Below are 24161 nucleotides of genomic sequence, written 5' to 3'. Positions count from 1 at the left end.
AAAATGGGCAAGTATTTTGGAACAGATGGTGTAAGAGGTGTTGCCAACAGCGAGCTTACGCCAGAGCTGGCCTTTAAAGTGGGGCGTTTTGGCGGTTATGTCCTGACCAAAGATAAGCAGCGCCCGAAAGTGCTGATCGGCCGTGATACACGTATCTCCGGACATATGCTGGAGGGAGCCCTTGTCGCCGGACTTTTATCGATCGGAGCTGAAGTGATGCGCCTCGGCGTTATTTCTACGCCGGGGGTATCCTATTTAACGAAAGCCATGGATGCTGAGGCGGGCGTCATGATCTCCGCTTCTCACAACCCCGTACAGGATAACGGAATTAAATTTTTCGGAGGGGACGGCTTTAAGCTTTCTGATGAGCAGGAGGCCGAGATTGAACGTCTCATGGAGGAACCGGAAGATAAGCTGCCGAGACCGACAGGCGCGGACCTCGGGCTTGTGAACGATTATTTTGAAGGCGTTCAAAAGTATCTGCAATTTTTAAAACAGACGGCGGACGAAGATTTTACAGGCATTCATGTAGCGCTTGACTGCGCCCATGGTGCGACATCTTCCATTGCGACGCACCTTTTTGCCGATCTCGATGCTGACGTATCTACAATGGGGACGTCTCCGAACGGATTAAACATTAATGATGGCGTCGGTTCTACACACCCGGAAGCGCTGAGTGCTTTCGTCAAAGAAAAAAACGCCGATATCGGCCTTGCGTTTGACGGAGACGGCGACCGCCTCATTGCCGTTGATGAAAAAGGAAACATCGTCGACGGCGATCAGATCATGTACATATGCGCGAAGTATTTGAAATCAGAAGGCCGTCTGAAGGATGATACCGTCGTATCGACCGTGATGAGCAACCTCGGTTTCTACAAAGCGCTTGAAAAAGAAGAAATCAAAAGCGTTCAAACGGCAGTCGGCGATCGCTATGTCGTAGAAGCGATGAAAAAAGACGGCTATAATGTCGGCGGCGAGCAGTCAGGGCACCTTATTTTCCTTGATTACAACACTACCGGCGACGGTCTTTTGTCCGCGATCATGCTTGTGAATACGCTGAAGGCGTCCGGCAAAACCCTTTCAGAACTTGCGGATGAAATGAAAAAATTCCCGCAGCTCTTAGTGAACGTGAAAGTGACGGATAAATATAAGGTAGAAGAAAACGCTAAGGTGAAGGCCGTGATTTCTGAAGTGGAAAAAGAAATGAACGGAGACGGCCGGATTTTAGTGCGCCCGTCAGGCACCGAACCGCTCGTACGCGTGATGGCGGAAGCGAGAACAAAAGAGCTTTGTGACGAATATGTCACAAAAATCGTGGATGTCGTGCGGACAGAAATGGGAGCGGAGTAGCGAAGTTTATAAGCAGAGAGCGAACAAGACAAGTGCAATCAGCATAAAATGATAGTAAACATGATGCCGGGGCGGCAAAAAATAATTGACCGTCCTTGGCACATGCTGTAAAATCAAGCTTGTTCAGCCTTTGTTTTTCACTTGCAGGAAAGGCGGGATTGTTTGCATCTTTTATAATTACAGCGCCCGAACTAAGCGCCCGAAAAACGGCTTAGTTGACGAGGATGGAGGTTATCGAATTTTCGGCGGATGCCTCCCGGCTGATTCATTTAGATCACAGCCGTAAGGATTTCTTCAAACCGGAGGGGCGACTCTCCGAACAAAGGGAAATCACATGATCTTCCAAAAAAACATGTGGGAGGGGACGATTGAAAGTCCCCTTGTAATTTGACTTTCTTCGTCTCCTTTTACACCTTTAGGAGGAAGAAAATATGTGTGGAATTGTAGGTTACATCGGTCAGCTTGATGCGAAAGAGATTTTGTTAAAAGGATTAGAGAAGCTTGAGTACCGCGGCTATGACTCTGCCGGTATCGCTGTGGCGAATGAGCAGGGCGTGCATGTGTACAAAGAAAAAGGCCGCATCGCCGACCTTCGTGAAGTGGTGGATCACACGGTTGAATCTCAAGCGGGAATCGGCCATACACGCTGGGCGACTCACGGCGAACCAAGCTTCCTGAACGCTCACCCGCATCAAAGCGCACTCGGCCGCTTTACACTTGTTCATAACGGTGTGATCGAGAACTATGTTCAGCTGAAGCGCGAGTATCTTGAAAACGTTGAACTGAAAAGCGACACGGACACTGAAGTAGTCGTTCAAATGATCGAGCAATTTGTGGCGGGAGGACTCAGCACAGAAGAAGCGTTCCGCAAAACACTGACTCTGTTAAAAGGCTCTTACGCAATTGCATTATTTGACGGTGAAAACACAGACACCATTTACGTTGCAAAAAACAAAAGCCCTCTGTTAATCGGCCTTGGAGATACGTTTAACGTCGTGGCATCTGACGCGATGGCTATGCTTCAAGTAACGAATGAATACGTTGAGCTTTTGGACAAAGAAATGGTGATCGTGACAAAAGACGAAGCCGTGATTAAAAATCTTGACGGTGAAGTCATGACACGTGCGTCTTATATCGCTGAGCTTGACGCCAGTGATATCGAAAAAGGCACATACCCTCACTACATGTTAAAAGAAACGGATGAGCAGCCGCTTGTTATGCGCAAAATCATCCAAACGTATCAGGACGAAAACGGCAGACTGGCCGTGGCGGGCGATGTCGCTGACGCCGTGGCGGAAGCGGACCGCATTTATATCGTGGCTTGCGGAACGAGCTATCACGCCGGTCTTGTCGGGAAACAATATATTGAAATGTGGGCAAACGTACCGGTTGAAGTGCATGTAGCGAGTGAATTCTCTTACAACATGCCGCTTCTGTCTAAGAAGCCGCTCTTTATCTTCCTTTCTCAAAGCGGAGAAACAGCGGACAGCCGCGCCGTGCTTGTTCAAGTCAAAGCGCTGGGTCACAAAGCGCTGACGATTACAAACGTTCCGGGATCAACGCTTTCCCGTGAAGCGGATTACACATTGCTTCTGCACGCAGGCCCTGAGATCGCCGTGGCATCAACAAAAGCGTATACGGCTCAGATTGCCGTGCTTGCGATCCTTGCGTCCGTTGCAGCAGAACGCAACGGCGTTGATATCGGTTTTGATTTAGTCAAAGAATTAGGTATCGCGGCAAATGCCATGGAAGCTCTCTGCGACCAGAAGGACGAAATGGAAATGATCGCGCGTGAGTACCTGACTGTTTCAAGAAACGCTTTCTTCATCGGCCGCGGCCTCGACTACTTCGTTTGTGTCGAAGGCGCCCTGAAGCTGAAAGAGATTTCTTACATCCAGGCGGAAGGCTTCGCCGGCGGCGAGCTGAAGCATGGAACAATCGCTCTGATTGAAGAAGGAACACCGGTCTTTGCGCTTGCGACACAAGAACACGTCAACCTGAGCATCCGCGGAAACGTGAAGGAAGTCGCAGCCCGCGGCGCCAACACTTGCATCATCTCGCTGAAAGGCTTAGAAGACGCAGACGACAGATTCATCCTGCCGGAAGTCAACCCTGCGCTTGCTCCGCTGGTATCTGTTGTGCCATTGCAGCTGATCGCTTACTACGCTGCACTGCATCGCGGGTGTGACGTTGATAAACCGCGCAACCTTGCGAAGAGTGTTACGGTGGAATAATATATTTAACCCCTTTGGTTATTAGCCAGAGGGGTTTTTTAATGCGGAAATGAGAAATGCATACTCTTTGCGATTGTAAAGAAATCCCCTTTTATATATTGAAAAGGAGTAACACCTGCTTTATAATACGAGATGCATTCCGGTTAACATCCATAAATGTAATCATTAGTAAATCATTTTGTGTATACCTCATCGGAAAGTAAACACCTCAGCAGTTTTCATCATGAATATCCCATTATATAAACCTAATCAATCGATTACACTTCCATATTATGCTTAAGACTTTAAAATCCCTTTTGTATTTCCCGACTCCTGATCCATTATGAATACCTAGACCAGATATGAAAATCACAACATTTTTGCAATAATCCGGTTCAATTCTTAAAAAAGTCCTGACAACAATGATAGGAGTGGAATGATGTCAAACCTTTTAGAAATCAGAAACATCAGCAAATCTTTTGGTCATAAAGCTGTTTTAAAGGATGTTACATTCAATGTGCCTGCCGGATCAATTGTCGGTTTTATCGGTGATAACGGCGCAGGCAAGTCAACAACATTTAAAACGATATTAGGATTAATTTCTCAGGATAGAGGTAAAGTGAAAATCTTTGGTAAAGAGAATCTGGATAAACATATAAAGTTTAAAGAAGATATTGGGGTCGTATTTGATGCGATGAATCTTCCCGCGCACCTTACGATAAAGCAGCTGAATCATGTATTTAAGAAACTGTTCGGTGCTTGGGACCAAGATCAATTTTACCAGTTGGTTCATTCTTTCTCTTTACCTATGGACAAAAAAGTGAATACATTCTCGCGCGGCATGTCAATGAAGTTATCTGTAGCTGTTGCTTTGTCGCATAATGCAAAATTATTACTTCTGGATGAAGCAACGGGAGGGCTTGATCCCTCTTCAAGAGATGACCTGTTAAATGAATTAAAAAGCTTTGTGAGTAAAAGCAACGGAGGTATTTTACTTTCATCGCACATTATGACTGATGTCGAGAAGATAGCCAGCCATATCATTATGATGAAAGATGGCGAAATTTTATTAAATGAAGAGAAAGATAAGGTTCTTGAAAGCTATACCGTTATAGACGTTGATGAAGGTCAATTGGCTGAGATTGACGAAGATATCGTTCTAGCAAAAAGGAATCATGGATCTTATTGGAGTGTGCTTGTATCGGATCAACAGAAATTGCCGAATGGCGTAACGGCCAACACCATTTCCATAGAAGAAATCAGCGTCTTTTTAACGAGGAGTGAAAACATTGAGAGGTCTGTTACTGACTAACTATTACTTGGTTTATCGGAGTTTCTTTGCATACACGGGGTTGGCCATATTGGTATCAGCAGTCATTTTTTATTTTGGGGATGCTTCAATGCATCGTTTTGTTGCTATGCTGATTATTTTGTTTGTCGTTATGCCCGCACTTGAGGTTATAAAGTATGAGAGCAAGTCAGGCTATGACAGGTATGTTCTGACTTTACCGGTCAGCAGAACAAATATTGTTCAAAGTCACTATTTCTTTTATCTTTTGATTGTTGTGATCGGAGCTGTAATATCTTATGGTATTTTCCTTGTATACAGCCTGGGTTCTGATGAACCAATTGACGGTATATTTAATATTGTCTCTTTTGGAACGTTCATCGTTCTCTTTGCCGGTGCAATCGTTTATCCTCTTCTCTACATGATAGGCCCGGAAAAATCCGATGCTATCGTGATTGGAGGGGCAATGGGGGGACTTTTTGCTACCTTTGGATTGCAAAGTGTCGTTGGGTATGCAGCAGAACAAGTACCACTGTCATTTTTGCACATAAATCCTTCTTTATATGTCCCGATTATATATCTCATGATCGGCGTTATCTTATATATCATTTCATTTTTCATAGCCGCAGCTATATATCATAAAAAAGAATTTTAGCACCTGTTTAATGATTTTATGCTGTGACAACAGGATAAGGCATGGCACGGGCTCATGATTTTACTTTAAATCCAAGCAGGCAGCCGCCCGCACAATGGGCGGCTGTTCTTCTAATTAAAACTGCGTTGTCACATCGTACTCATAATCAATCTTCAATTTCACATTTTTCATAGCCGATTTTGCTGTTGCAAGTGTGTTGTATTTAAAATTCCAGATGCTTGAGACTGAGAGGTTATCTTCCAGTGTGATACCGTAATTTCCTTGAGTGGAGCTGTTTGCGAGTGCGCGGTGCCACACTTTATTTTCTTCTGTCATTATGCAGTGTCTTGTGTTTCCTTGACTTGGTATTTGAGTCGCGGCGGTGCTGATTCTTTTCACTATGGCATCTTTTGGAATGCTTGTCTGTTTGGTTAAGTCGAGCCTGAGAACGGTTGAATCTGATCCGTTCGGACTGAGGCTTGTATTTCCTTTATTTTCAGCTGTGCCGCTGAATGCGAAGGTCTCGCTTCCGGCTTTGATTCGATCGTAAATGGAGAGTGTAAAGTATATATCGTCAGTGTATGAGCCGCGGGACACTTTTACGTAGAACGTCTCGTTGTTTTCTTTCGCATCTGTAATGGCATAGATAAAAGGAAGCGGCGTATCAGGGTTTATCACTTCTGTGCCTTTACTGACCAGCACTTTATTTTTATTATAAATTTCAATGCTCATTCCTTTGTATTCACTTCTTGTTGAGCTCCTGACATAGAGTCTTTCTCCCTTATTTGCCGTGAAAGTGAAGTACGATTCTTTTTCCCCTTCCGGCAATATGGCAGTATCAATATTTTTATATTTCCAGTAGCCTACCGGATTGGCAGTTTCAAATGAGTGATTTCCTGTAATAGCGCTTATTTGTGATGAGTTCTTTTGAGACGCAGAGGCTGAAGGTGCAATCAATACGCCTGATAATACGATTGCACTGACAAATAGTATAGATATATACTTTTTCATGGAAAAATCCCCCTTTTTGACTACATCATACATAAAAACTCCCGTAATGTAAACATTTGTTATTTTAGGTTAAAATCAACTGGAAAACAGCCGATACAAATACTAGAACATTATCTCAAGCGGAGGTTAAAAACATGCGCCTAAACGCTCGTTATATAAAAAATCAAGTAATGGCTCAGCAAGTGCTTCAGCGGTATTCTTCCAAAACAAATGTGAAAGATGCGGCAAAAGGATCGGACAGCTTATTGATTCAGACAGGCGGGAGCCGCGATCTGAGCCAGGTGAATTATTCAAGGAGCGGTGTCACTGAGAAAGGGAGCAGTCTGTCCCGTTTATATCAATCCGCAAATCAGAAAACGATTACGGATAATGGGAATGAGACGGTAATAGACGCTAATAATCCGTATGAGTCTGAGAGTGATATTGCAAGCAGGATTCTTGATGAGAAATACAGCCGTATCAATGAAATCAATAAACGAAAACCAGATCCTTTGCATTATATTAAGGACAAATACCAGCGTGCCGATTCACCTTATTTCAGAAGTGATTTATCAGAATCGGAGCGTCAGGCTGCTTATCATAATGAAACGGAATGGCTGTTTAAGGGGAAAGCCCAGAGCTATGATTTCCGTGATGCGGCGTTTCGGGGTGAAACGCTTAACGGAGAGATTCAAGTCGAAAATGAAAGGGTGTTTCAGCGGGCGCAGGTGAATCAGCAGATTGAGATGCTTTTCCATCGGAATCATATTCAGATTCCGGAGGGTGCGAATCTTACATTTACGATATCACCGATTGATTATCTGTTAAAAGTGAGCGGGACTGACGATAAAGAGCTCACTCAGCAGATTGAAGCTGTCTTAAACTCCGGGGAAAACAGCAAAGAGCTGTTTGCGCACATCATTCGCAGCCGGAGTGATGACTCCTCGCAGTTTACGCCGGAAACATATGAGAAATATCAAGTCGTTCGGGAAATGTACGAGGTGACCGGCTATCATCTGAAAGACTTGCAGATCGTGGACGGAAAGTACGTCACAGAAGACGGCCGTGACCTTTTAGACGTCTATAAGGAAGCGCTGCAGCACGATCCTTTGCTGAAACATACGGCGGCAGAAGCGGCCGCCCATTACGGACAGGGGCTCACGAAGCTTGCGAGAACGGGTTATGATGCCATTCCTGATTTGGTGCTGTCCATTGAGTATAAAAACGGATCTCTGCGTGATGTCGGTCAAAGCAGACAATACGGATCTGGGGATACAGATTGGCTTTCTGAATGGAAACGGGAGCTGGGTGTGCGTATATAAAATGAGAAAAAAGCTGACGAATGATGCCGTCAGCTTTTCTTTACGTGTTTTTTTAAAACTCCTCATACTCCGCCGGGTCTTGGCCGTTTATCCGTCCGTCGGGGCGGGTAAGCGAGTCGATGATGCTCATGTCGTTTTCATCAAGGGAGAAATCAAAAACAGAGATGTTTTCAAGCTGGCGCTCGGGCGATGCTGATTTTGGAATCGGGATGGCGCCCAGCTGGATATGCCAGCGTAAAATGACTTGAGAAATGGTTTTGCCGTATTTGTCCGCAATCTGTCCGAGTTTTTGATCGTTCAATACTTCGCCGGCGCGGGATAACGGACTCCATGATTCTGTCACGATGCCCTGTTCTTCGTGCCATTGGCGCTGCTGCTGCTGATTAAAAGCGGGATGCAGTTCAATTTGGTTGATGCCTGGCTTTACGCCGGTTTCACGTTCGAGCCGTTCGATGTGCTCAGGCAGGAAATTGCAGACGCCGATGGATCGGATCAGGCCCCATTTTTTCGCATCAATCAGTGCCTGCCATGCTTCCGTGTAGCGGTCTTGTTTCGGATTCGGCCAATGGACGAGATACAGGTCATAGTAGTCCAGACCGGCGCGGTATAAAGATTCTTGGATGGTTTGTACAGCTTTGTCATAGTCATGGTAGCGCCCGGGCAGCTTGGACGTCACGTATAGCTGTTCTCTCGGAACAGAACTTCTGCGGATGGCTTCTCCGACCGTCCCTTCATTTTCATAGTTATAAGCGGTATCAATCAGACGGTAGCCGATATCAATGGCGCTGGTAATGGCATGAACGCCATTGTTTCCATTAAGAGCGTATGTACCGAAGCCGATCGCGGGAATATTTGTCCCATCCAGCAGTTTCTTTTGCGGAATTGTCCCAGTCATCATTAAATCCCTCCTTGTTTTCTACTTTACCATTATTCTTACAAATGAAACATAATAATGGAAGGAAATGAAGTGATCCGCACATGAAAAAAGCTGACGGAGAACCGCCGGCTTTAAATTTGAAACATCCATGCTACGACGGGGCCGAAGACCGATCCTAACACGGCGCAGAGCGTCATGGATACAGAACTCATGGAGACCGTTAATTCTCCGTACTCCATTGCTTTTGAGGTGCCGAGCGCATGGGAGGCGCTCCCGAATGCAATTCCTTTCCCGAGTGAGCTGCGGATGCGGATCCACTTGAGAAGCAGCGGTCCTAAGATAACGCCGGAAAACCCTGCGATCATGACGAACACGACTGTCATGGAAGGGACACCGCCGATACCGGACGCAATCTGTATGGCGACAGGCGTCGTAATTGATTTTGGGATAATTGACAAAATCAAACTCCGGCTGATGCCGAACAGCTCTGCAAATAGCAGGCCGCTGACCATTCCGGAGAATAAACCGGCCAACACGCCGCCGATGATCGGAAACATATACTTGATTAACACCCGGCGCTGCTTATAAAGCGGGTATGCCAAAGCCACTACAGCGGGGCCGAGCAGTGAATTGATCCATTGTCCGCCGATCATATAGTCTTTATACGGAATATGAAAAACAAGCAGCACGGCGATAATGAAAATCGTAGTCGTCAAAACCGGTATGAGAAAGGGATATGGAAAGCGCACATATAATTTCACCATAGCCAGATAGGCGGCGGCCGTGAACAAAATTATAAGGATTGCGATACATGCTTGCTGCACTTCTTTTTCTCCTTTCTCTGATTGGCTTTATGCTCTAACAGCTGGCTGGCGTACCCTGCGGCGATCATTGTGACGATGGTGCTCAGCACGATGATCAGAAACAGAGCAGCCCCGCTGGCGGAAAACAGTGACGGGTAATTGATGACGCCCGTCATGGCCGGAATGAATAACAGCGGAAGAAAAGACAGCAAAAATCCGGCTCCGTCTTCAATCATTTTGACGGGAATGATCTTAACCGATAAACATATGATCAGCAGGATCAAACCGATGATGCTTCCGGGAATGGGCAGGTGAAAGAACTGCTGAACGGCTCCCCCGATAAAGGAAAATGCGAATAAAATAATGATTTGCAAGATGATGCGTATGACTTTCACAACGATGCTGTTCTTTGGAGAAGAGCAGCTTCCCCCTTTCTTGATGTTTCTATAAGTTTCTTTACTTTTGGCACATATATTTGTACTATACAAATATATGTATGCAAAATCTTTCTATATGTTTTCTGAGTAAATGTGCATATGTTTGTATTATACAACTAATGTTGCTGTTGTCAATGTAAGGAGTGAGGCGTTTGTCAAAACAAGATCCGATTGAATTAATTGAATATGAACTCACCACTTTCATCAGGAGAGCTGTTTATCTTGATAACTCCGACCGTAAAATCGGACATCTGGAAAGGGCTGCGTATTTGTTATTACGGCAGCTGGATGAATTCGGGCCGGCGCGTGTGAAGGAATTGGCCGAATCATTTAAGCTGGATATTTCCACATTATCACGCCAGGCAGCGGCCTTGGAGTCGAAAGAGCTGATCCAGCGTTTTTCCGATCCTTCTGACGGGCGGGTCAGTCTGTTTGCGATTACGAAGCTTGGCAAACAGAGGTTAAAAGCTGATAAAAAGATGCGTCTTGAGCGGTATCATCGTATGCTTGACGATTGGTCCGGCGATGAAAAAGAAATGTTCGGCCGGCTTTTGCTGCGGCTGAATGAGGCATTTATCGATTAATGCATGATTTTTGCCGGGTTAAGCAGGATTATGGCGTATACAAGGGAGAATGGAAGAGAGTAAGGCTTTACGCCATTCTGCTTAGCAAAAATAATATTGGATAGGGGGCGGAAAACGTTTCTCCTGGGAAATAATGTTTCTCGGAGGCTGCGGCATTTATTATCTCAATATTCACAATTCAATAAAAATGAAAGCGCTTTATTTTTAGTCCGTTGGTTCAGAGTGTAAGGTGTTTGCCTGAAAAAAACAATTGTATTTTCCACGAAAATTTATTATGATGGAATAAGGAAATTGGAGATTATATAACGATAGGAAGATAGAATATTTCCAATATTGCGGGAAATGAAGAGTGAGTTAGGTTCAACAGGTGCACCTTCTGCTTCATTATTTCACATATATCAGAGCTGTTAAGAGGAGGAAGCGAAGTGGCAAACAAAGAATTAAAGAGAGGCTTAGGCGCTCGTCATATACAGATGATTGCGCTGGGCGGCACGATCGGTGTCGGTTTATTCATGGGGTCATCCAGCACGATCGGATGGACCGGGCCGTCTGTCCTGCTGGCTTATGCGATCTCGGGTATCTTTATCTTTTTTATCATGCGTGCGATGGGCGAAATGCTCTATGTAGAGCCGAGTACAGGGTCGTTTGCGACATTCGGCCATAAGTATATACATCCGTTAGCCGGCTATATGACGGCGTGGAGCAACTGGTTTCAATGGGTGATCGTCGGGATGTCTGAAATTATCGCCGTCGGTTCGTATATGAAATATTGGTTTCCTGATCTGCCGGCATGGATTCCCGGCATTATCGCCATGGCCATTCTCGGTGCGGCGAATTTAATTTCAGTAAAATCTTTCGGTGAGTTTGAATTTTGGTTTGCCATGATCAAAATCGTCACCATTATTCTGATGATTGTGGCCGGAATCGGAATTATTTTCTTCGGTTTCGGTAACGGAGGGCATGCGATCGGATTATCTAATTTATGGTCGCACGGCGGTTTCTTTACAAATGGTTTTTCAGGATTTTTCTTTGCTTTGTCTTTGGTTGTTGCGGCCTATCAAGGGGTCGAGCTGATCGGAATTACGGCAGGGGAAGCGAAGGACCCGCAAAAAACGCTGCGAAGCGCGATTCAGAGTATTATCTGGCGGATTTTGATTTTTTACATCGGTGCGATTTTCGTAATCGTTACCGTATATCCGTGGAATGAGCTTCACTCACTCGGCAGTCCGTTTGTTTCGACATTTGCGAAAGTCGGGATTACGGCGGCGGCCGGTTTGATTAACTTTGTGGTGATTACCGCTGCGATGTCCGGATGCAACAGCGGGATATTCAGTGCGGGACGTATGCTTTATACGTTAGGCGTGAACGGACAGGCACCGAAATTCTTTAAGAAAGTTTCTTCGAGCGGTGTGCCGATATTCGGTACGCTTGCGGTATTAATCGGACTTGTGATCGGTGTCGTGCTGAACTACATCGCGCCTCCGAAAATTTTTGTTTATGTGTACAGCGCGAGTGTGCTGCCGGGAATGATTCCGTGGTTCGTCATTTTGATCAGCCATCTCGGTTTCAGAAGAGCGAAAGGCGCTGAGCTTGATAAGCATCCGTTTAAAATGCCTTTTGCGCCGTTTACAAACTATTTGACGATCGCTTTCTTACTCATGGTATTGATCGGCATGTGGTTTAACAAAGATACGCGGATTTCTTTGGTTGTCGGGGTGATTTTCCTGGCGATTGTGACGGTCAGCTATTATGCGTTCGGTATCGGCAAGCGCATGCCTGGTGAAAAATCGAAAATAGAAGACGCTGTATAATTCAAAAAGACACCTCTCTTACAGGGGTGTCTTTTTCGGCTTGTCCGCGAGTGGTATACTGGTTAAAAAAAGCAGAACCGGGGGAAACATCGATGAGTCATTACCGTACGTTATTATTTGATATAGACAATACGCTGCTGGATTTTACCGCTTCAGAAACCGATGCTCTTCAAAAATTGTTCCAAGGTTCAAAGCTGGAGCTGACGGCAGAGGTGGAAGCCCGTTATAAAGCGTTAAATCAAGGGCTGTGGAAGGCGTTTGAAGAGGGGGAAATGACCCGCGATGAAGTGGTGAATACACGGTTTGCCCTTTTGTTTAAAGAATACGGCCTTGAAGCCGACGGCGTGCTGATGAATCAGGCGTACCGCCAATACTTAGAAGAAGGGCACCAGATGATAGACGGAGCTTATGAGCTGATTGAACGGCTGAGTCCTTTATTTGATTTATACATCGTGACGAACGGCGTCTCAACATCACAATATAAGCGGCTGGGCGACTCCGGTCTGTATCCGTTTTTTAAAGATGTGTTTGTATCTGAGGACACGGGTTTTCAAAAGCCGATGAAGGAATACTTTGATTATGTATTTGCGAGAATTCCCGGTTTTTCTGCCGGGCACGGGCTTATTATCGGCGATTCATTGAGCGCGGACATAAAAGGCGGTCAGATGGCGGGAATGGATACGTGCTGGTTTAATCCCGGAAAGAAAGCAAATGAGTCCGGGATCATCCCGACGTATGAAATTCATTCGCTTGATGAGCTGTATGATGTGCTGAACGTGGAGCGAAAAGCCGCCGCTCATCTGTAAGGAGAATACGATGAAGATTGCACATACGAAGTTACTGATCAGGGGTTTTGCATTACTATCAATCTTTCATGCGATTCTTCAGCTTCCTCCCGGCCGGGGGGAGCTGAAGGTTTTTTTGTCTGTGCTCGTGATGATGCTGACGGCTAATGACTGCCTGCGGCCGCTATATATGAAGAGAAGGCCGGCTGTATATCAAGGCTCTTTTCTCCTGAGCAACGTTATCGCGGGAGTTCTTTTGTACAATGTCTATAGTGTGGGGACACAGGCCGTAATGGTGCTTTTATTGGCGGAGGTGCTTATTACTGATCAGCAGATTCCGGCTGTTTTGTTAACGGTGAATGCCGCCGCATTTGCAGCAGCTTTATACGCCGGAGGAGCGGGTGTCAGTGATATCGTGCCGCCATACTTCATCATGTTTGCGGTGATTTATTTATATCGGAAGAACCTGCAGGAGAAGTCGAAGGTAGAATTGCTGAACCGAGAGCTGAAAACCGCTAATGACACACTGAAGGAATATTCAGACCGGATTGAGGAACTGGCCGTTACGAAAGAAAGAACAAGAATTGCGCAGGAGCTGCATGATTCTCTCGGTCATTATCTGGCTGCTCTGAAAATGAATTTAGAATTTGCCGGGAAGACAGCCGGGCATCAGCCGGACAAAGTGAAGCAGATCATTCATAAGGCGCATGATCTTACGAAAGAATCTATTTTAAAGCTTCGCCAGGCGGTTACGCTGCTGCAGGGCTCTTTGTCCGGGCGGGCGTTTGAGCAAGAGCTCCGTGACATTTTCAGTCATTTCCAAGAGGCGGGAGGCATTCGCTTCGAGCTGGAGACGGACGCGGCCATAGAAGCGGAACAGCCGGATGTGAAGCATTGTCTTTATCAATCCGTTCAGGAAACGATTACGAATGCGATAAAGCATGGACATGCTTCATATGTTTCTGTCCGGATTCAAAAAAACCGAAACATGATATTGGCGCATATTCATAATAACGGCTCAGCCTGCGGAACGATCATAAAATCAAATGGTCTGAAAGGAATTGAGAAAAGAGCGGCCGCACTTGGCGGAGAGGCTGTTTTCTCTTCCGGGAAGGAAACGGGTTTTGACGTGAAAATAAGGATTCCATGCAAGGAGGAATAATCAAGTGAATGTCATGATTGCAGACGACCAGTCCATTGTGAGAGAGGGGCTGAAAATGATTCTGAGTCTTCACGAAGGAATTCAAATATCGGGAGAGGCTTCTTGCGGCGAAGAGGTTCTCCGGCTGCTTTCTCAAACCGAAACCGATGTGATTTTGATGGATATCAGAATGCCCGGTATGGACGGAATCGAAACGACAAAAGCGGTAAAAGCGCGATATCCTTCCGTAAAAGTCATCATTCTGACAACGTTTGAAGATGATCACTATATTTTTGCCGGGCTGAAAAGCGGAGCCGACGGCTATCTCTTGAAGGATGCTGATTCAGATGAAATTACCGCCTCCCTTCAAGCCGTTTATGAAGGGAAAATGATGCTGAATCCCAAAATCACGGTTTCCGTCGTAAAAGCGCTGAACAACATGGAGATCCCTGCGGTGCAGAAAGAGCCGCGGTCAAAGCTGAAGGAGATTCTCACGCCGAGAGAGCTTGATGTGGCGAAACACATTATGGAAGGCAAAAGCAATAAACGCATTGCCGCAGACTTATTTCTGACTGAAGGCACTGTGAAAAACTATGTATCCAGAATCCTCGATAAACTTGAAGTGTCAAACAGAACCGAACTTACTTTATATTTGCAAAAATTGCTATAACCCCGCTTCACCCTCCTCTCTCCCTTTTTATCACTAAACATATGACGAAAGTAATACCCATATCGAGTACGAAAGTGAATAGAAAACAAGGATCGCCAAGAGTAGAATAAGTGCAGACATGATACAAGGAGTGCTGCACGAATGCTCGAATTAACGGATTTGACAAAAAAGTACGGCGATTTTACCGCTGTCAATCATATATCACTGCGCATCGAAAAAGGAGAGATATTCGGTCTGCTGGGGCCAAACGGCGCCGGTAAATCAACAACGGTGTCGATGATCAGCACCGTGCTCCCGCCGACGGGCGGAACAATCTGCATTGACGGAATCTCATTACAGGAGCAGCCTGCGGCCATAAAAAAAGTGATGGGAGTCGTCCCGCAGGAAATCGCTTTATATCAAGCGTTAAGCGCAAAGGATAATTTGGCTTTTTTCGGAAGTCTGTACGGACTTTCCGGTAAGGAACTTTGTAAACGGGTTGATGAAGTGCTGGACATCATCGAATTACAGGAACAGCGAAATCAAAGAATATCTGAGTTTTCGGGCGGCATGAAAAGACGGGTGAATATCGGTGCCGCGCTAATGAATGAACCGAAACTATTCATTTTAGATGAACCGACCGTCGGAATTGATCCGCAATCCAGACACCACATTCTTGAAACCGTGAAGACGTTAAATCAAGAAAAAGGGATGACCGTCATCTACACGAGTCATTACATGGAAGAGGTCGAATACCTCTGTGAAAAAGCGGCGATCATGGATCACGGCTCAATCATTGCCTGCGGGACGAAAGACGAATTGAAGCAGTCAGCCAAAGCCTCTGATACCCTGACCGTGAATGCAGAGGGGCTGAATGATGATGCCGTTAAAAAAATCCGCCGCATTCCCGGTGTTGCCGAGGCTGCTGTCAGCCGGCAGACCATTACGATGCTCGTCTCTGCGGCAGATCGCAATATCCTTGATATTGCGGATGATATCAGGAAAACCGGTATCACCATTAAGGGCATTCATTTCGAGGAAGCCAATCTGGAAAGCATTTTCCTCCGGCTCACCGGCAAAACGCTGCGGGATTCATAGGGGGCGTCATGAAAATATTATTCAGGCTGATCTTATTAGATTTTCGGTTATTGGCCGGCGCAAAGTCTTTCTATATAAAACTGCTTCTGTTTCCGGCGCTGATGATTTTCATTTTAGGAACGGTTTTTCACGGCGATTCAAAAGTGAAGCCATTTCAGACAGCGTTTTATAATGCGGATCACGCGGAGAGTTCTTTGGGTGAGATATTAAAGAATGACGTGCTGAACCAAAACGGTCTCATCCGTGTAAAAGATATAGGCAGTTACCAAGAAGGGAAACAGCTTGTCGAAAGCGGTAAAGTCTCCGTTTTTGTATACGTGCCGAAAGGCTTTGCAAAAGCGGCGGAACACAATGAAAAAACAAGTATCAAAGTCATCTCGGACCAACAAGGCTCTGTAAACGGAGACATTGTGGAAATGATGGCCGACTCGTTTGTCACCAGAGTAAAAGCGGAATTCAGCGAAGAAAAAGCGGTGCTGAAGCAGTCGGGACATCTGTCAAAGGGAGATGTCAGCAAAATCATCAGCGGCCTTTCGGGTGAACGTGGACAGACTGTCACCATTCCGAAACAGTCGGCCGGCAATCACGCGGCTCCGATTGATGCGATGCAGTATTATTCAATCGCAATGGTCGTCATGTTCTCCATTATGACCGCGTTTGCGCTCATTCACGGGATAGTGGAAGAGAGACAGCAGCACACGTTATTCAGAATCAAATCAATGCCTGTTTTACGTATCCAATACGTGGCGGGTAAGCTTTTGGGAATCATGTTTGCCATCCTGATGCAAATGGCTGCCGTCATCATCGCAAGCAGCATCTTGTATCAGATAAAATGGGGCAATTTGTTTGAAGTATTGCTGGTGACGATCGTTTATTCATTTGCGATCGGCAGTATTGTGCTCCTTTGGGGGGTTACTGCAAAAAACCACGAGACCGTCTCAAGCATGGCGGCTCCTATTCTGTATGGCTTCAGTTTTTTAGGCGGAAGTTTTATCGCAAAAGACGGCTTGCCTGACAGTTTGAAAATCGTGCAGGAGCTGATACCGAACGGCAAAGCGATCAACAGCTATGTCAGTGTCACGCAGCATGCCGGTCTGAGCGGTATTGCGGCGGATTTGGCAGAGCTTGCCGCCATCGGCGCCGTGTTTTTATGTTTGACCGTCTGGGTGTTTAAACGGAAGGAGGCTGTTTCATGATGCAGCTGTTATTCATGATCAGACATCAGCTGAAACTGATGCTGCAAAATCGGGCTGCCATCTTTGCGACGATTTCCGCTCCGCTCCTTCTCACATATTTCTTTTCCTTTTCTGCGGATGGCAGTCAGCAGAAGGAAGTATATGTAGCTGATGAGGATCAGAGCGCCTATTCAGCGCAATTTATGAAAATGATTCAGACAGCCGGCCATATAAAAATCACGAAGGTCACGGAGGACGTATTAAAAACAAAGGTTAATCATCAGGATATATCCTTTGGATTGCTGATCGGCTCTCATTTTGAAGAGACATTATTTTCCGGAGATGAATTGAACGTTTCATTTATTCAGAATGAAGAAAAGGGTGATGCTGTTTTGACAGAGCAGCTGATTGCGCAGCAGGCGGGCGCGTTGAAAAAAATAGTCCGCGATGCAAAAGTGATATCCCGTACGCTGCACACCGATGGAAAGCAGGCGGCAGCTGATCTCTTGAAGGATATTCAGGGTCATTCCGCCGTCACCGTTGACCGCCATCACGTTTATGCAGGCGGGCAGGCGGCTGACAGACTCATCGGATTTTTAGTGATGTTTATCTGGTTCGTTGCAGTCCAAAGCCTGCGATCATTTATAGATGAACAAGAAAATCATACATACGACAGATTGCTGAGCACGCCCGTTTCCTATACGGCATATGCCATCTCTAAGTTTGCGGCGGCGTATCTTTTCGGACTTCTCCATATTATCGTGATTCTCGCTGCCGGAACATTCATGCTGCACATCCGTTTTGCTGATCATGTTTTTGCTGCTGGAGCGGTGCTTGCGGCCTGCTCGTTTGCGCTGACTGCTGTAACGATGGCCGTGATACCGTTCATGAAGAGCCAAAAGCAATTCACGTCGCTTGCTTCCGTTTTTATAGCTGTCACGGGTTTATTGGGAGGGGCTTTCTTCACATTAGACACGGCTCCGGAGTACATGCGGATGCTGTCATTGTTTACCCCTGAAAAATGGGCGATCGGCGCATTTCAAAACAATGGCGGAGACAGCATGCAGATAGTGCCGCTGAGCCTGTTTCTTGCCGCCGGTGCAGCGTCATTGGTTTTATCACTCTATTTGATAAACCGTAATATGAAAAAACACAGTTAGGAGGATGGCTGCTTTGTATATGGCAGAAATCATCGGAATCATAGAAGTGCTTGCTGGAGCCGCAATGAACGTATGGATCGGCTGGCTCGGAAAAACCTTTTTCGGTAAGGATGACAGAAGCTCAAGAGTCGTGTTAAGAATCTGCGGCATCTTTCTCATAATCAATGGCGTTTCCAGAGCGTTTCATATCTAGTTCACAAAATATTCCGGACTCTTTTATAAAATGTAATCTTTTTCCTTGGGAATCATGTAAAATAGTATAGGATTCTACGAAAAGATTAAGAGGAGGAAGAAACATGAAAAAGAGACTCGTTATGCTATTTGCCGCGGCCGCCGCTGCTTTGTTGCTTGTGAGCGGGTTGTGGGCTCCGTCAGCGTCTGCGGCGCCGGCTCCTGCTTTAACACAAATCCGTATTATCGGTGTGACGTCTGACGGTCAGAATTACCAATGGGAAAATATCGGTCCGAACCAAATCAGCGCATCAAAACCGATGAAGGGGACAACGGGTTATTTAGCCGTATATTTCCAAGGGTATCCGAACAATAATACGATCCAGGCGTTTAACAACGGAACGAATATTACAAATCTTACGTCAAAAGCGCTGGAAGATGAATATACGAAAAACGGCAATATCGTTACAGGCTATATTAAATATTACAGCGTTCCTCTTTCTTATGTCAGTTCAGGAACGTTCTCTTTCTCCGCAACGGGGCTGAACGGGCCGTACACGCCGTTAAGCAGCGGATTTTTCTCCATTCAGGTACAGAGTTAAAACAGCCGCCCGGTGCTTTCATGTATAGTTTTTCTCTCTTTCCGGGAAGCTATTCCTAAAGAAAAGGGAGGGCTTACATGATGGACAGGACACTCGGATATTTGCGCGAGTCGCTTTCGAACCACTTGGAGCATGATGTGTGCCGGGGGATTTATAAAAAGCTTCAGGTGAAGCATTATGCAAATGAGGGCGAGTTCGTGAAAGATCTAAATGATCTGGAAATGGATGCGCTGAATCAGGTGCTTGAAAAGGAAATCAAATATGCTGAGAACGAGCAGGATGAGAAGCGCACGATGGAATTGAATGAAGTATATGAGCTCCTGTTTTAAAAAGCCTCCCGGCCGCCGGGAGGCTTTTTATTGTTTCAGAACCAGTTTACAGAATCATCCAACCCTTTGTATAATGGATAGTTGTGAAAAACACAGACGGAGGAGAAACATGAACGAAATAAAAAAACAGACGGTTCTTGAGTTGTCATCGGTTGAAAAAGCTTTGGTTTATCTGGTGCCGCCATTATTGGGGCTGGTCATCGGATGGTTTCTGCCGGTCATTGCGAAGTGGGCCGTAACATTGGATTGGCTGCCTTTTCACGGGCCGCTGGAAATAATCGCTTCCTTTCACGGATGGAAGGCTGCGGCTGCAACCGCCGTTATCGGCTTAATTGGGGGAGTGTGGCTGACGCGGGCAGCTTTTAAAGAAAGTCTTGTGGCAGTCGTGACGGACAGCGGGGTGTCCTTAACCATATATAATGAAGAAAGCGTGTTTTCGAAAGACAGCATTTCCGGTGTGTTTACGGATGGGAAGTATCTTGTCTTATTAGGCACTGAAGGACAGGAGCTTTTTCGGGAGAAGCTTGAGCCGGCGGTTGAAAAAGCGGCTGATGCGTTTCGCGCGCATGGGTATGTCTGGCTGGGAACGGAAGATCCTTTTAAAGAAGAATACAAACGGTGGGTGCCGGACACGCCGGATTTGGAGCCCGGGGCAAATGCTCTTTTAAAAGCGAGAGAAAAGGCGCTGAAAGAGGAGGAAAAGGCTGATGCGAAAGAGCTGAAAGCGGAAATATCCAAACTGGGCATTACCGTGCGGGAGAAAGGATCGCGCCAATATTGGCGGATCTATAAAACGCCGTCTGCATAAAAAAAGCTGCCGCCGTTTGATACGGCCGGGCAGCCCGGGAACAGATTATTTCTTCTTGTCATCATAATATTGAACCGGGTACATGGAGCCTTCGGATACCATTTTGTTATCTTCAATATCTTCGGGATGCGGGTTGCCTGCTTTGTTGACGGGGAATGATTCAATATCCTGCTTCCCGGAGAGCGATGTTTTCATATTGCGGATAAAGTTCATCACCTTTTGGCGGTTTGATTTATCTTTGAGCAGGTAGGAAGTCACTCCGACAGTCGACACGGCAAGTCCTGAAATGAGCAGTTTTTGTTTCACGATAAAAACTCCTTTCTATTTCTGGCTTGCAGTAGTTATTCCCGCTTAACGGCTGTTTAAACATCGGAAGGTTAATTTTGGCTTGCCGCTTTAATGCGATAAAGATTGACAAAACTATTTTCAGAATAATATTATAAATATATGATAGCGCTGGAGTCATATTTTAATTGAAAGGTGTTAACTTTATGAATCAATTACATCGCAGAATGGGAACGTTTGCACTCATGATGGTCGGACTTGGGTCGATGATTGGCTCCGGTTGGTTATTCGGGGCGTGGCGGGCGGCTCAGATTGCGGGACCTGCCGCAATTATTTCCTGGATTATCGGTATGATCGTAATTTTGTTTATCGCACTTTCTTACAGTGAATTGGGTTCAATGTTCCCGGAAGCCGGGGGAATGGTAAAATATACTCAATATTCTCATGGATCATTTATTGGATTTATCGCAGGATGGGCAAACTGGATTGCGATTGTTTCCGTTATTCCGGTGGAGGCGGTTGCGTCTGTTCAATATATGAGCTCATGGCCGTGGGACTGGGCAAAGTGGACAAGCAATCTCGTTCACAACGGCACACTTACGGGAGAGGGGCTCGGCTTCGCATCCGTATTGCTGATTATTTACTTTTTACTGAATTATTGGACAGTTAACTTGTTTTCAAAAGCGAATTCATTGATTACCATCTTTAAAATTATTATTCCGGGGCTGACAATCGGAGCGCTGCTGTTTACCGGTTTTCACGGCGGAAACTTCACATCCGGTTCAAGCATTGCGCCGAACGGCTGGGCGAGCGTGCTGACGGCGGTGGCCACATCAGGTATCGTATTTGCGTTTAACGGGTTTCAAAGCCCGATTAACATGGCCGGAGAAGCAAAAAATCCCGGCAAATCGATTCCGATTGCGGTTGTCGGTTCGCTGCTGGTCGCAACCGTCATTTACGTCCTATTGCAAATCGCATTTATCGGTGCGGTTGAACCTTCCATGATCGTTCACGGCTGGAGTCACCTGAACTTTAACTCTCCATTTGCCGATTTGGCGATCGCATTGAATATCAACTGGCTTGTCATTATTCTTTATGCGGATGCGTTCGTATCTCCGTCGGGAACGGGCATCACATATACCGCTACGACGTCACGCATGATTTACGGCATGGAAAAAAATAAATATATGCCGAGCATTTTCGGAAAGCTTCATCCGCTGTACGGCGTGCCGCGCCAAGCGATGATTTTCAACCTGATCGTATCGTTTATCTTTCTGTTTTTATTCAGAGGATGGGGCGTGCTTGCTGAAATCATTTCCGTAGCGACGCTGATTTCTTATATCACGGGTCCCGTGACGGTAATGACGCTGCGGAGGACGGCGGCGGATTTGTACAGGCCTCTCCGTCTGAAAGGACTCAGCGTGGTTGCACCGCTCGGCTTCGTGTTCGCGTCTCTCGTGCTGTATTGGGCGCGCTGGCCGTTAACAGGGCAGGTGCTGTTTATCATTTTGATCGGCCTTCCGATTTATTTCTACTACCAAGCGAAAGCGAAGTGGAAAGGATTCCGCAGAAACTTTAAAGGCGGCGTTTGGATGGTTGTCTATCTGCTCAGCATGATGGTCATTTCATGGCTCGGAAGTGAAAAATTCGGCGGTCTGAACATCATTCCGTACGGATGGGATATGGGGCTGATCGCAATCGTTGCCCTTGCCTTCTATGCGTGGGCGCTGAAGAGCGGATTCAAGACTGAGTATTTGAAAGACGCCAAAGCAATCAACGATCAATTAAAAGGCGGGCAGGCGGAAGCCGCTGCCGGAAAAGAATAATGATTGATAAAAACCTTGCGGTAACGTTCCCGCAAGGTTTTTTGATCAGGCAAAAAAACATGGGTTCGGCATCATCTCCGAACCCATGCTGGCTCGATACAGGCGGACGATGATTGAGAGCAAACCTAACGACGAACAACCAAGGCCAGTATTCTTTTTTTTCACGATTTCTCCGCCTTATCAATAACTGCCATCCATACTAAACAATGAATGTAAAAGATATGTTGGGCAACTATTAATCTTTTATGTTTCTTCTTCTCCATGCTTTATCCTTTTTCCTGTACTCCAAAGTCAAAGTTTTAGAGACAAAACAAATAATTAACCACAGAAAAAATACAGTACGTAAGTTGAGATTACAATAATTGTATAATAAATTAAAATATAGGAGAATAAACAAATAGCAGGAGGTAATAAGTATGAAAACGCGAAAATTAGGACTGGGCGTCTACCCTAGAGACATCAGAGATTCCGGTTATACAAAAACTATTAAAACAATTAGATGAATTATTTTCACTCCCTAAGTTTATTTAGGGAGTCATATTATTTTAAGGAGTGAGATTATATTTGAACAAGATTAAGTGGTTAATAATAATTGCGGTCATAGTATTAATAGGTATATTTATATGTATCGGAACTTTTAAATATACTAATACAGTTTCTGATGTTAAACAAACTGAAACAGAAAAAGAAAAGAATTTCTTGAATGATAAAATTGCAGCTATATATTATTCAACTACAATAGATTACCCTAAAGATGGGAGTTATACTGTATATATTGATGAAAAAGGAAAAGCAACAGCTGTAAAAGGAGATGCTATTGAAGTTGGAACCATTGCACAAGATGAAAAAAACATAGTTAGACAGGACAAAAAAGAAGTTTATATGATAGGCGATAACTTTAAAAAATTCCCGATGCAGCATCAAGTACATACAAGTTATGGGCAATCATCAGGCCATTTAATAAAAGAAAATATCTTTTATTTTTTGAATAATCAAGGAGTCGGTGAAAACCATTATAATAGTTTAATCAGATGGGGTAACAGCAGTGGATTTCATGAAAAGGTTATTCCGGGTTTCTATACAAGTACCGGTAATGACGGTGAATATATTTACGTGATAAATGAAGATTCTTCAATCAAAACACCGACTTTTCAGGGTATTAAAATAGATAAAGATAAAGTTACAGTAGGGAAAGGAACAACAATTCCTATATTAAATGAAGAAAATTGGAGTGTTTATTCACAGATAATAGTTAAAAAAAGCTCAGCCTTTTTTATACTATATAACCAAACGGATAAATCAAACAAAGTACAATTCAAAGTAGCAGAAATTGATTTAAAGCATAATAAGTTTAAAGGTGCATATCCTTTAGGCAGTTATCATATCCCTGATGAGATTTCTCAGCTGGCTATTCCTCTTTCCACTAATAACTTTTTTGTGAAAAATGACACTTTATATCATTTGGCAGCTAATTCAATACTTTATACTTTCGATCTGAAAAGTATGAAGCCGAAGAAAAAACTCCCATTACATAGGTCAACAAAATTTGAAAACCAAGCAAAATTCACTTATTTTGACGAGTCTGAAATTTTCTTGTTAGAAATAAGCAAGGGCGGGAAATATGTGATTAATTCTTACTCTTATAAAAACGGAAAAAAATTAAAATCTACTCCTATCAGAGGACTTGAAAAAATTATTAACAATACCCATGTTTCTGAATATGACTTTTTTATGATTAAGAAAAACAAAGAAGTATGGAGTGATTAGATATAAATGGCTAGACAGCTGAGAGAGTATACTTAAGAGGAAATTAAATCCACAAA

24 protein-coding genes are annotated in these 24161 nt (G+C 44.9%); 19 read left to right on the top strand and 5 right to left on the bottom strand.

The window, feature by feature from the left end:
- The first annotated feature begins 3 nt into the window (after positions 1–3).
- The 4 genes from glmM to C5I45_RS18450 all read left to right on the top strand — a co-directional run bounded on the left by glmM (position 4) and on the right by C5I45_RS18450 (position 5506).
- On the top strand, positions 4–1350 hold the full coding sequence (gene glmM, locus C5I45_RS18465) for a phosphoglucosamine mutase (RefSeq protein WP_003156759.1): 1347 nt from the start codon (positions 4–6) through the stop codon (positions 1348–1350).
- A 431-nt stretch (positions 1351–1781) separates the two neighbouring features.
- Positions 1782–3584: a glutamine--fructose-6-phosphate transaminase (isomerizing) gene (gene glmS / locus C5I45_RS18460; protein WP_003156758.1), complete on the top strand. Its 1803-nt coding sequence runs from the start codon at positions 1782–1784 to the stop codon at positions 3582–3584.
- A 418-nt stretch (positions 3585–4002) separates the two neighbouring features.
- On the top strand, positions 4003–4875 hold the full coding sequence (locus C5I45_RS18455) for an ABC transporter ATP-binding protein (protein WP_024084817.1): 873 nt from the start codon (positions 4003–4005) through the stop codon (positions 4873–4875).
- Entirely contained in the window at positions 4853–5506 is a 654-nt protein-coding gene (locus C5I45_RS18450; RefSeq protein WP_024084818.1) for an ABC-2 transporter permease, read from the top strand. Before C5I45_RS18455 ends, C5I45_RS18450 begins: the two co-directional genes overlap by 23 nt.
- 114 nt (positions 5507–5620) lie before the next feature.
- On the opposite strand, the gene C5I45_RS18445 is transcribed toward C5I45_RS18450, so the two are convergent.
- A complete protein-coding gene (locus C5I45_RS18445; protein ID WP_025853822.1) occupies positions 5621–6496 on the bottom strand; it encodes a hypothetical protein in 876 nt (291 codons plus the stop codon).
- A 134-nt stretch (positions 6497–6630) separates the two neighbouring features.
- On the opposite strand from C5I45_RS18445, the gene C5I45_RS18440 reads away from it, so the two are divergent.
- Entirely contained in the window at positions 6631–7797 is a 1167-nt protein-coding gene (locus tag C5I45_RS18440) for a DUF4885 family protein (RefSeq protein ID WP_025853821.1), read from the top strand.
- 52 nt (positions 7798–7849) lie between these two features.
- Here C5I45_RS18440 and C5I45_RS18435 read toward each other — a convergent pair whose 3' ends face one another.
- The 3 genes from C5I45_RS18435 to C5I45_RS18425 form a co-directional block, all read right to left on the bottom strand.
- The gene (locus C5I45_RS18435) at positions 7850–8695 is read right to left on the bottom strand and encodes an aldo/keto reductase (RefSeq protein ID WP_081364443.1); all 846 of its coding nucleotides are present in this window, start codon (positions 8693–8695) and stop codon (positions 7850–7852) included.
- 110 nt (positions 8696–8805) lie between these two features.
- Positions 8806–9498: an LrgB family protein gene (locus C5I45_RS18430; protein ID WP_003156752.1), complete on the bottom strand. Its 693-nt coding sequence runs from the start codon at positions 9496–9498 to the stop codon at positions 8806–8808.
- The gene (locus tag C5I45_RS18425) at positions 9468–9872 is read right to left on the bottom strand and encodes a CidA/LrgA family holin-like protein (RefSeq protein WP_003156751.1); all 405 of its coding nucleotides are present in this window, start codon (positions 9870–9872) and stop codon (positions 9468–9470) included. Before C5I45_RS18425 ends, C5I45_RS18430 begins: the two co-directional genes overlap by 31 nt.
- Before the next feature lie 194 nt (positions 9873–10066).
- Between C5I45_RS18425 and C5I45_RS18420 the strand changes: the two genes are divergently transcribed.
- The 12 genes from C5I45_RS18420 to C5I45_RS18365 all read left to right on the top strand — a co-directional run bounded on the left by C5I45_RS18420 (position 10067) and on the right by C5I45_RS18365 (position 20227).
- Positions 10067–10498, top strand: coding sequence for a MarR family winged helix-turn-helix transcriptional regulator (locus tag C5I45_RS18420; protein ID WP_003156749.1), 432 nt, complete (start codon positions 10067–10069; stop codon positions 10496–10498).
- 425 nt (positions 10499–10923) lie between these two features.
- Positions 10924–12309, top strand: a complete 1386-nt coding sequence (locus C5I45_RS18415; protein ID WP_003156747.1) for an amino acid permease — start codon at positions 10924–10926, stop codon at positions 12307–12309.
- A gap of 92 nt (positions 12310–12401) precedes the next feature.
- Positions 12402–13115: a YjjG family noncanonical pyrimidine nucleotidase gene (locus tag C5I45_RS18410; protein ID WP_003156746.1), complete on the top strand. Its 714-nt coding sequence runs from the start codon at positions 12402–12404 to the stop codon at positions 13113–13115.
- Between the two features lie 10 nt (positions 13116–13125).
- Complete coding sequence (locus C5I45_RS18405; RefSeq protein WP_003156744.1) at positions 13126–14256, top strand: sensor histidine kinase; 1131 nt, start codon at positions 13126–13128, stop codon at positions 14254–14256.
- Positions 14257–14260: 4 nt separating this feature from the next.
- On the top strand, positions 14261–14905 hold the full coding sequence (locus C5I45_RS18400) for a response regulator (RefSeq protein WP_025853817.1): 645 nt from the start codon (positions 14261–14263) through the stop codon (positions 14903–14905).
- A gap of 141 nt (positions 14906–15046) precedes the next feature.
- Positions 15047–15982: an ABC transporter ATP-binding protein gene (locus C5I45_RS18395; RefSeq protein WP_107994567.1), complete on the top strand. Its 936-nt coding sequence runs from the start codon at positions 15047–15049 to the stop codon at positions 15980–15982.
- 8 nt (positions 15983–15990) lie between these two features.
- Positions 15991–17178 carry an ABC transporter permease gene (locus C5I45_RS18390; RefSeq protein WP_107994566.1) on the top strand — a complete coding sequence of 396 codons (1188 nt, stop codon included), beginning with the start codon at positions 15991–15993 and terminating at the stop codon, positions 17176–17178.
- Positions 17175–18317, top strand: a complete 1143-nt coding sequence (locus C5I45_RS18385) for an ABC transporter permease (protein ID WP_107994565.1) — start codon at positions 17175–17177, stop codon at positions 18315–18317. The genes C5I45_RS18390 and C5I45_RS18385 overlap by 4 nt, the downstream gene beginning before the upstream one ends.
- Before the next feature lie 13 nt (positions 18318–18330).
- Positions 18331–18510: a hypothetical protein gene (locus tag C5I45_RS18380; RefSeq protein ID WP_003156739.1), complete on the top strand. Its 180-nt coding sequence runs from the start codon at positions 18331–18333 to the stop codon at positions 18508–18510.
- Between the two features lie 103 nt (positions 18511–18613).
- The gene (locus tag C5I45_RS18375; RefSeq protein WP_014304250.1) at positions 18614–19090 is read left to right on the top strand and encodes a DUF4879 domain-containing protein; all 477 of its coding nucleotides are present in this window, start codon (positions 18614–18616) and stop codon (positions 19088–19090) included.
- Positions 19091–19170: 80 nt separating this feature from the next.
- Complete coding sequence (locus C5I45_RS18370) at positions 19171–19419, top strand: sigma-G-dependent sporulation-specific acid-soluble spore protein CsgA (RefSeq protein WP_007408989.1); 249 nt, start codon at positions 19171–19173, stop codon at positions 19417–19419.
- Between the two features lie 109 nt (positions 19420–19528).
- The gene (locus C5I45_RS18365) at positions 19529–20227 is read left to right on the top strand and encodes a YqeB family protein (RefSeq protein ID WP_014304252.1); all 699 of its coding nucleotides are present in this window, start codon (positions 19529–19531) and stop codon (positions 20225–20227) included.
- A 45-nt stretch (positions 20228–20272) separates the two neighbouring features.
- Here C5I45_RS18365 and C5I45_RS18360 read toward each other — a convergent pair whose 3' ends face one another.
- On the bottom strand, positions 20273–20533 hold the full coding sequence (locus C5I45_RS18360) for a hypothetical protein (RefSeq protein ID WP_003156732.1): 261 nt from the start codon (positions 20531–20533) through the stop codon (positions 20273–20275).
- A 185-nt stretch (positions 20534–20718) separates the two neighbouring features.
- On the opposite strand from C5I45_RS18360, the gene C5I45_RS18355 reads away from it, so the two are divergent.
- Positions 20719–22338: a glutamate/serine transporter AimA gene (locus C5I45_RS18355; protein ID WP_003156729.1), complete on the top strand. Its 1620-nt coding sequence runs from the start codon at positions 20719–20721 to the stop codon at positions 22336–22338.
- Between the two features lie 564 nt (positions 22339–22902).
- On the top strand, positions 22903–24105 hold the full coding sequence (locus C5I45_RS18350) for a hypothetical protein (protein ID WP_107994564.1): 1203 nt from the start codon (positions 22903–22905) through the stop codon (positions 24103–24105).
- The last annotated feature ends 56 nt before the right edge of the window (positions 24106–24161 follow it).

This window comes from Bacillus sp. ZY-1-1, assembly GCF_003047165.1.
In the GTDB taxonomy this organism is placed as follows: Bacteria; Bacillota; Bacilli; order Bacillales; family Bacillaceae; genus Bacillus; species Bacillus velezensis.
The sequence above is the reverse complement of the archived record's forward strand: the minus strand, read 5'-3'. Positions and strand labels throughout refer to the sequence as shown.

Excerpts from the sequence above, each read along its gene's own strand:
- glmM (WP_003156759.1), top strand. The coding sequence starts at position 4 with ATGGGCAAGTATTTTGGAACAGATGGTGTAAGAGGTGTTGCCAACAGC.
- glmS (WP_003156758.1), top strand. The coding sequence starts at position 1,782 with ATGTGTGGAATTGTAGGTTACATCGGTCAGCTTGATGCGAAAGAGATT.
- C5I45_RS18455 (WP_024084817.1), top strand. The coding sequence starts at position 4,003 with ATGTCAAACCTTTTAGAAATCAGAAACATCAGCAAATCTTTTGGTCAT.
- C5I45_RS18445 (WP_025853822.1), bottom strand. The coding sequence starts at position 6,496 with ATGAAAAAGTATATATCTATACTATTTGTCAGTGCAATCGTATTATCA.
- C5I45_RS18440 (WP_025853821.1), top strand. The coding sequence starts at position 6,631 with ATGCGCCTAAACGCTCGTTATATAAAAAATCAAGTAATGGCTCAGCAA.
- C5I45_RS18435 (WP_081364443.1), bottom strand. The coding sequence starts at position 8,695 with ATGATGACTGGGACAATTCCGCAAAAGAAACTGCTGGATGGGACAAAT.
- C5I45_RS18410 (WP_003156746.1), top strand. The coding sequence starts at position 12,402 with ATGAGTCATTACCGTACGTTATTATTTGATATAGACAATACGCTGCTG.
- C5I45_RS18405 (WP_003156744.1), top strand. The coding sequence starts at position 13,126 with ATGAAGATTGCACATACGAAGTTACTGATCAGGGGTTTTGCATTACTA.
- C5I45_RS18395 (WP_107994567.1), top strand. The coding sequence starts at position 15,047 with ATGCTCGAATTAACGGATTTGACAAAAAAGTACGGCGATTTTACCGCT.
- C5I45_RS18390 (WP_107994566.1), top strand. The coding sequence starts at position 15,991 with ATGAAAATATTATTCAGGCTGATCTTATTAGATTTTCGGTTATTGGCC.
- C5I45_RS18385 (WP_107994565.1), top strand. The coding sequence starts at position 17,175 with ATGATGCAGCTGTTATTCATGATCAGACATCAGCTGAAACTGATGCTG.
- C5I45_RS18375 (WP_014304250.1), top strand. The coding sequence starts at position 18,614 with ATGAAAAAGAGACTCGTTATGCTATTTGCCGCGGCCGCCGCTGCTTTG.
- C5I45_RS18370 (WP_007408989.1), top strand. The coding sequence starts at position 19,171 with ATGGACAGGACACTCGGATATTTGCGCGAGTCGCTTTCGAACCACTTG.
- C5I45_RS18365 (WP_014304252.1), top strand. The coding sequence starts at position 19,529 with ATGAACGAAATAAAAAAACAGACGGTTCTTGAGTTGTCATCGGTTGAA.
- C5I45_RS18355 (WP_003156729.1), top strand. The coding sequence starts at position 20,719 with ATGAATCAATTACATCGCAGAATGGGAACGTTTGCACTCATGATGGTC.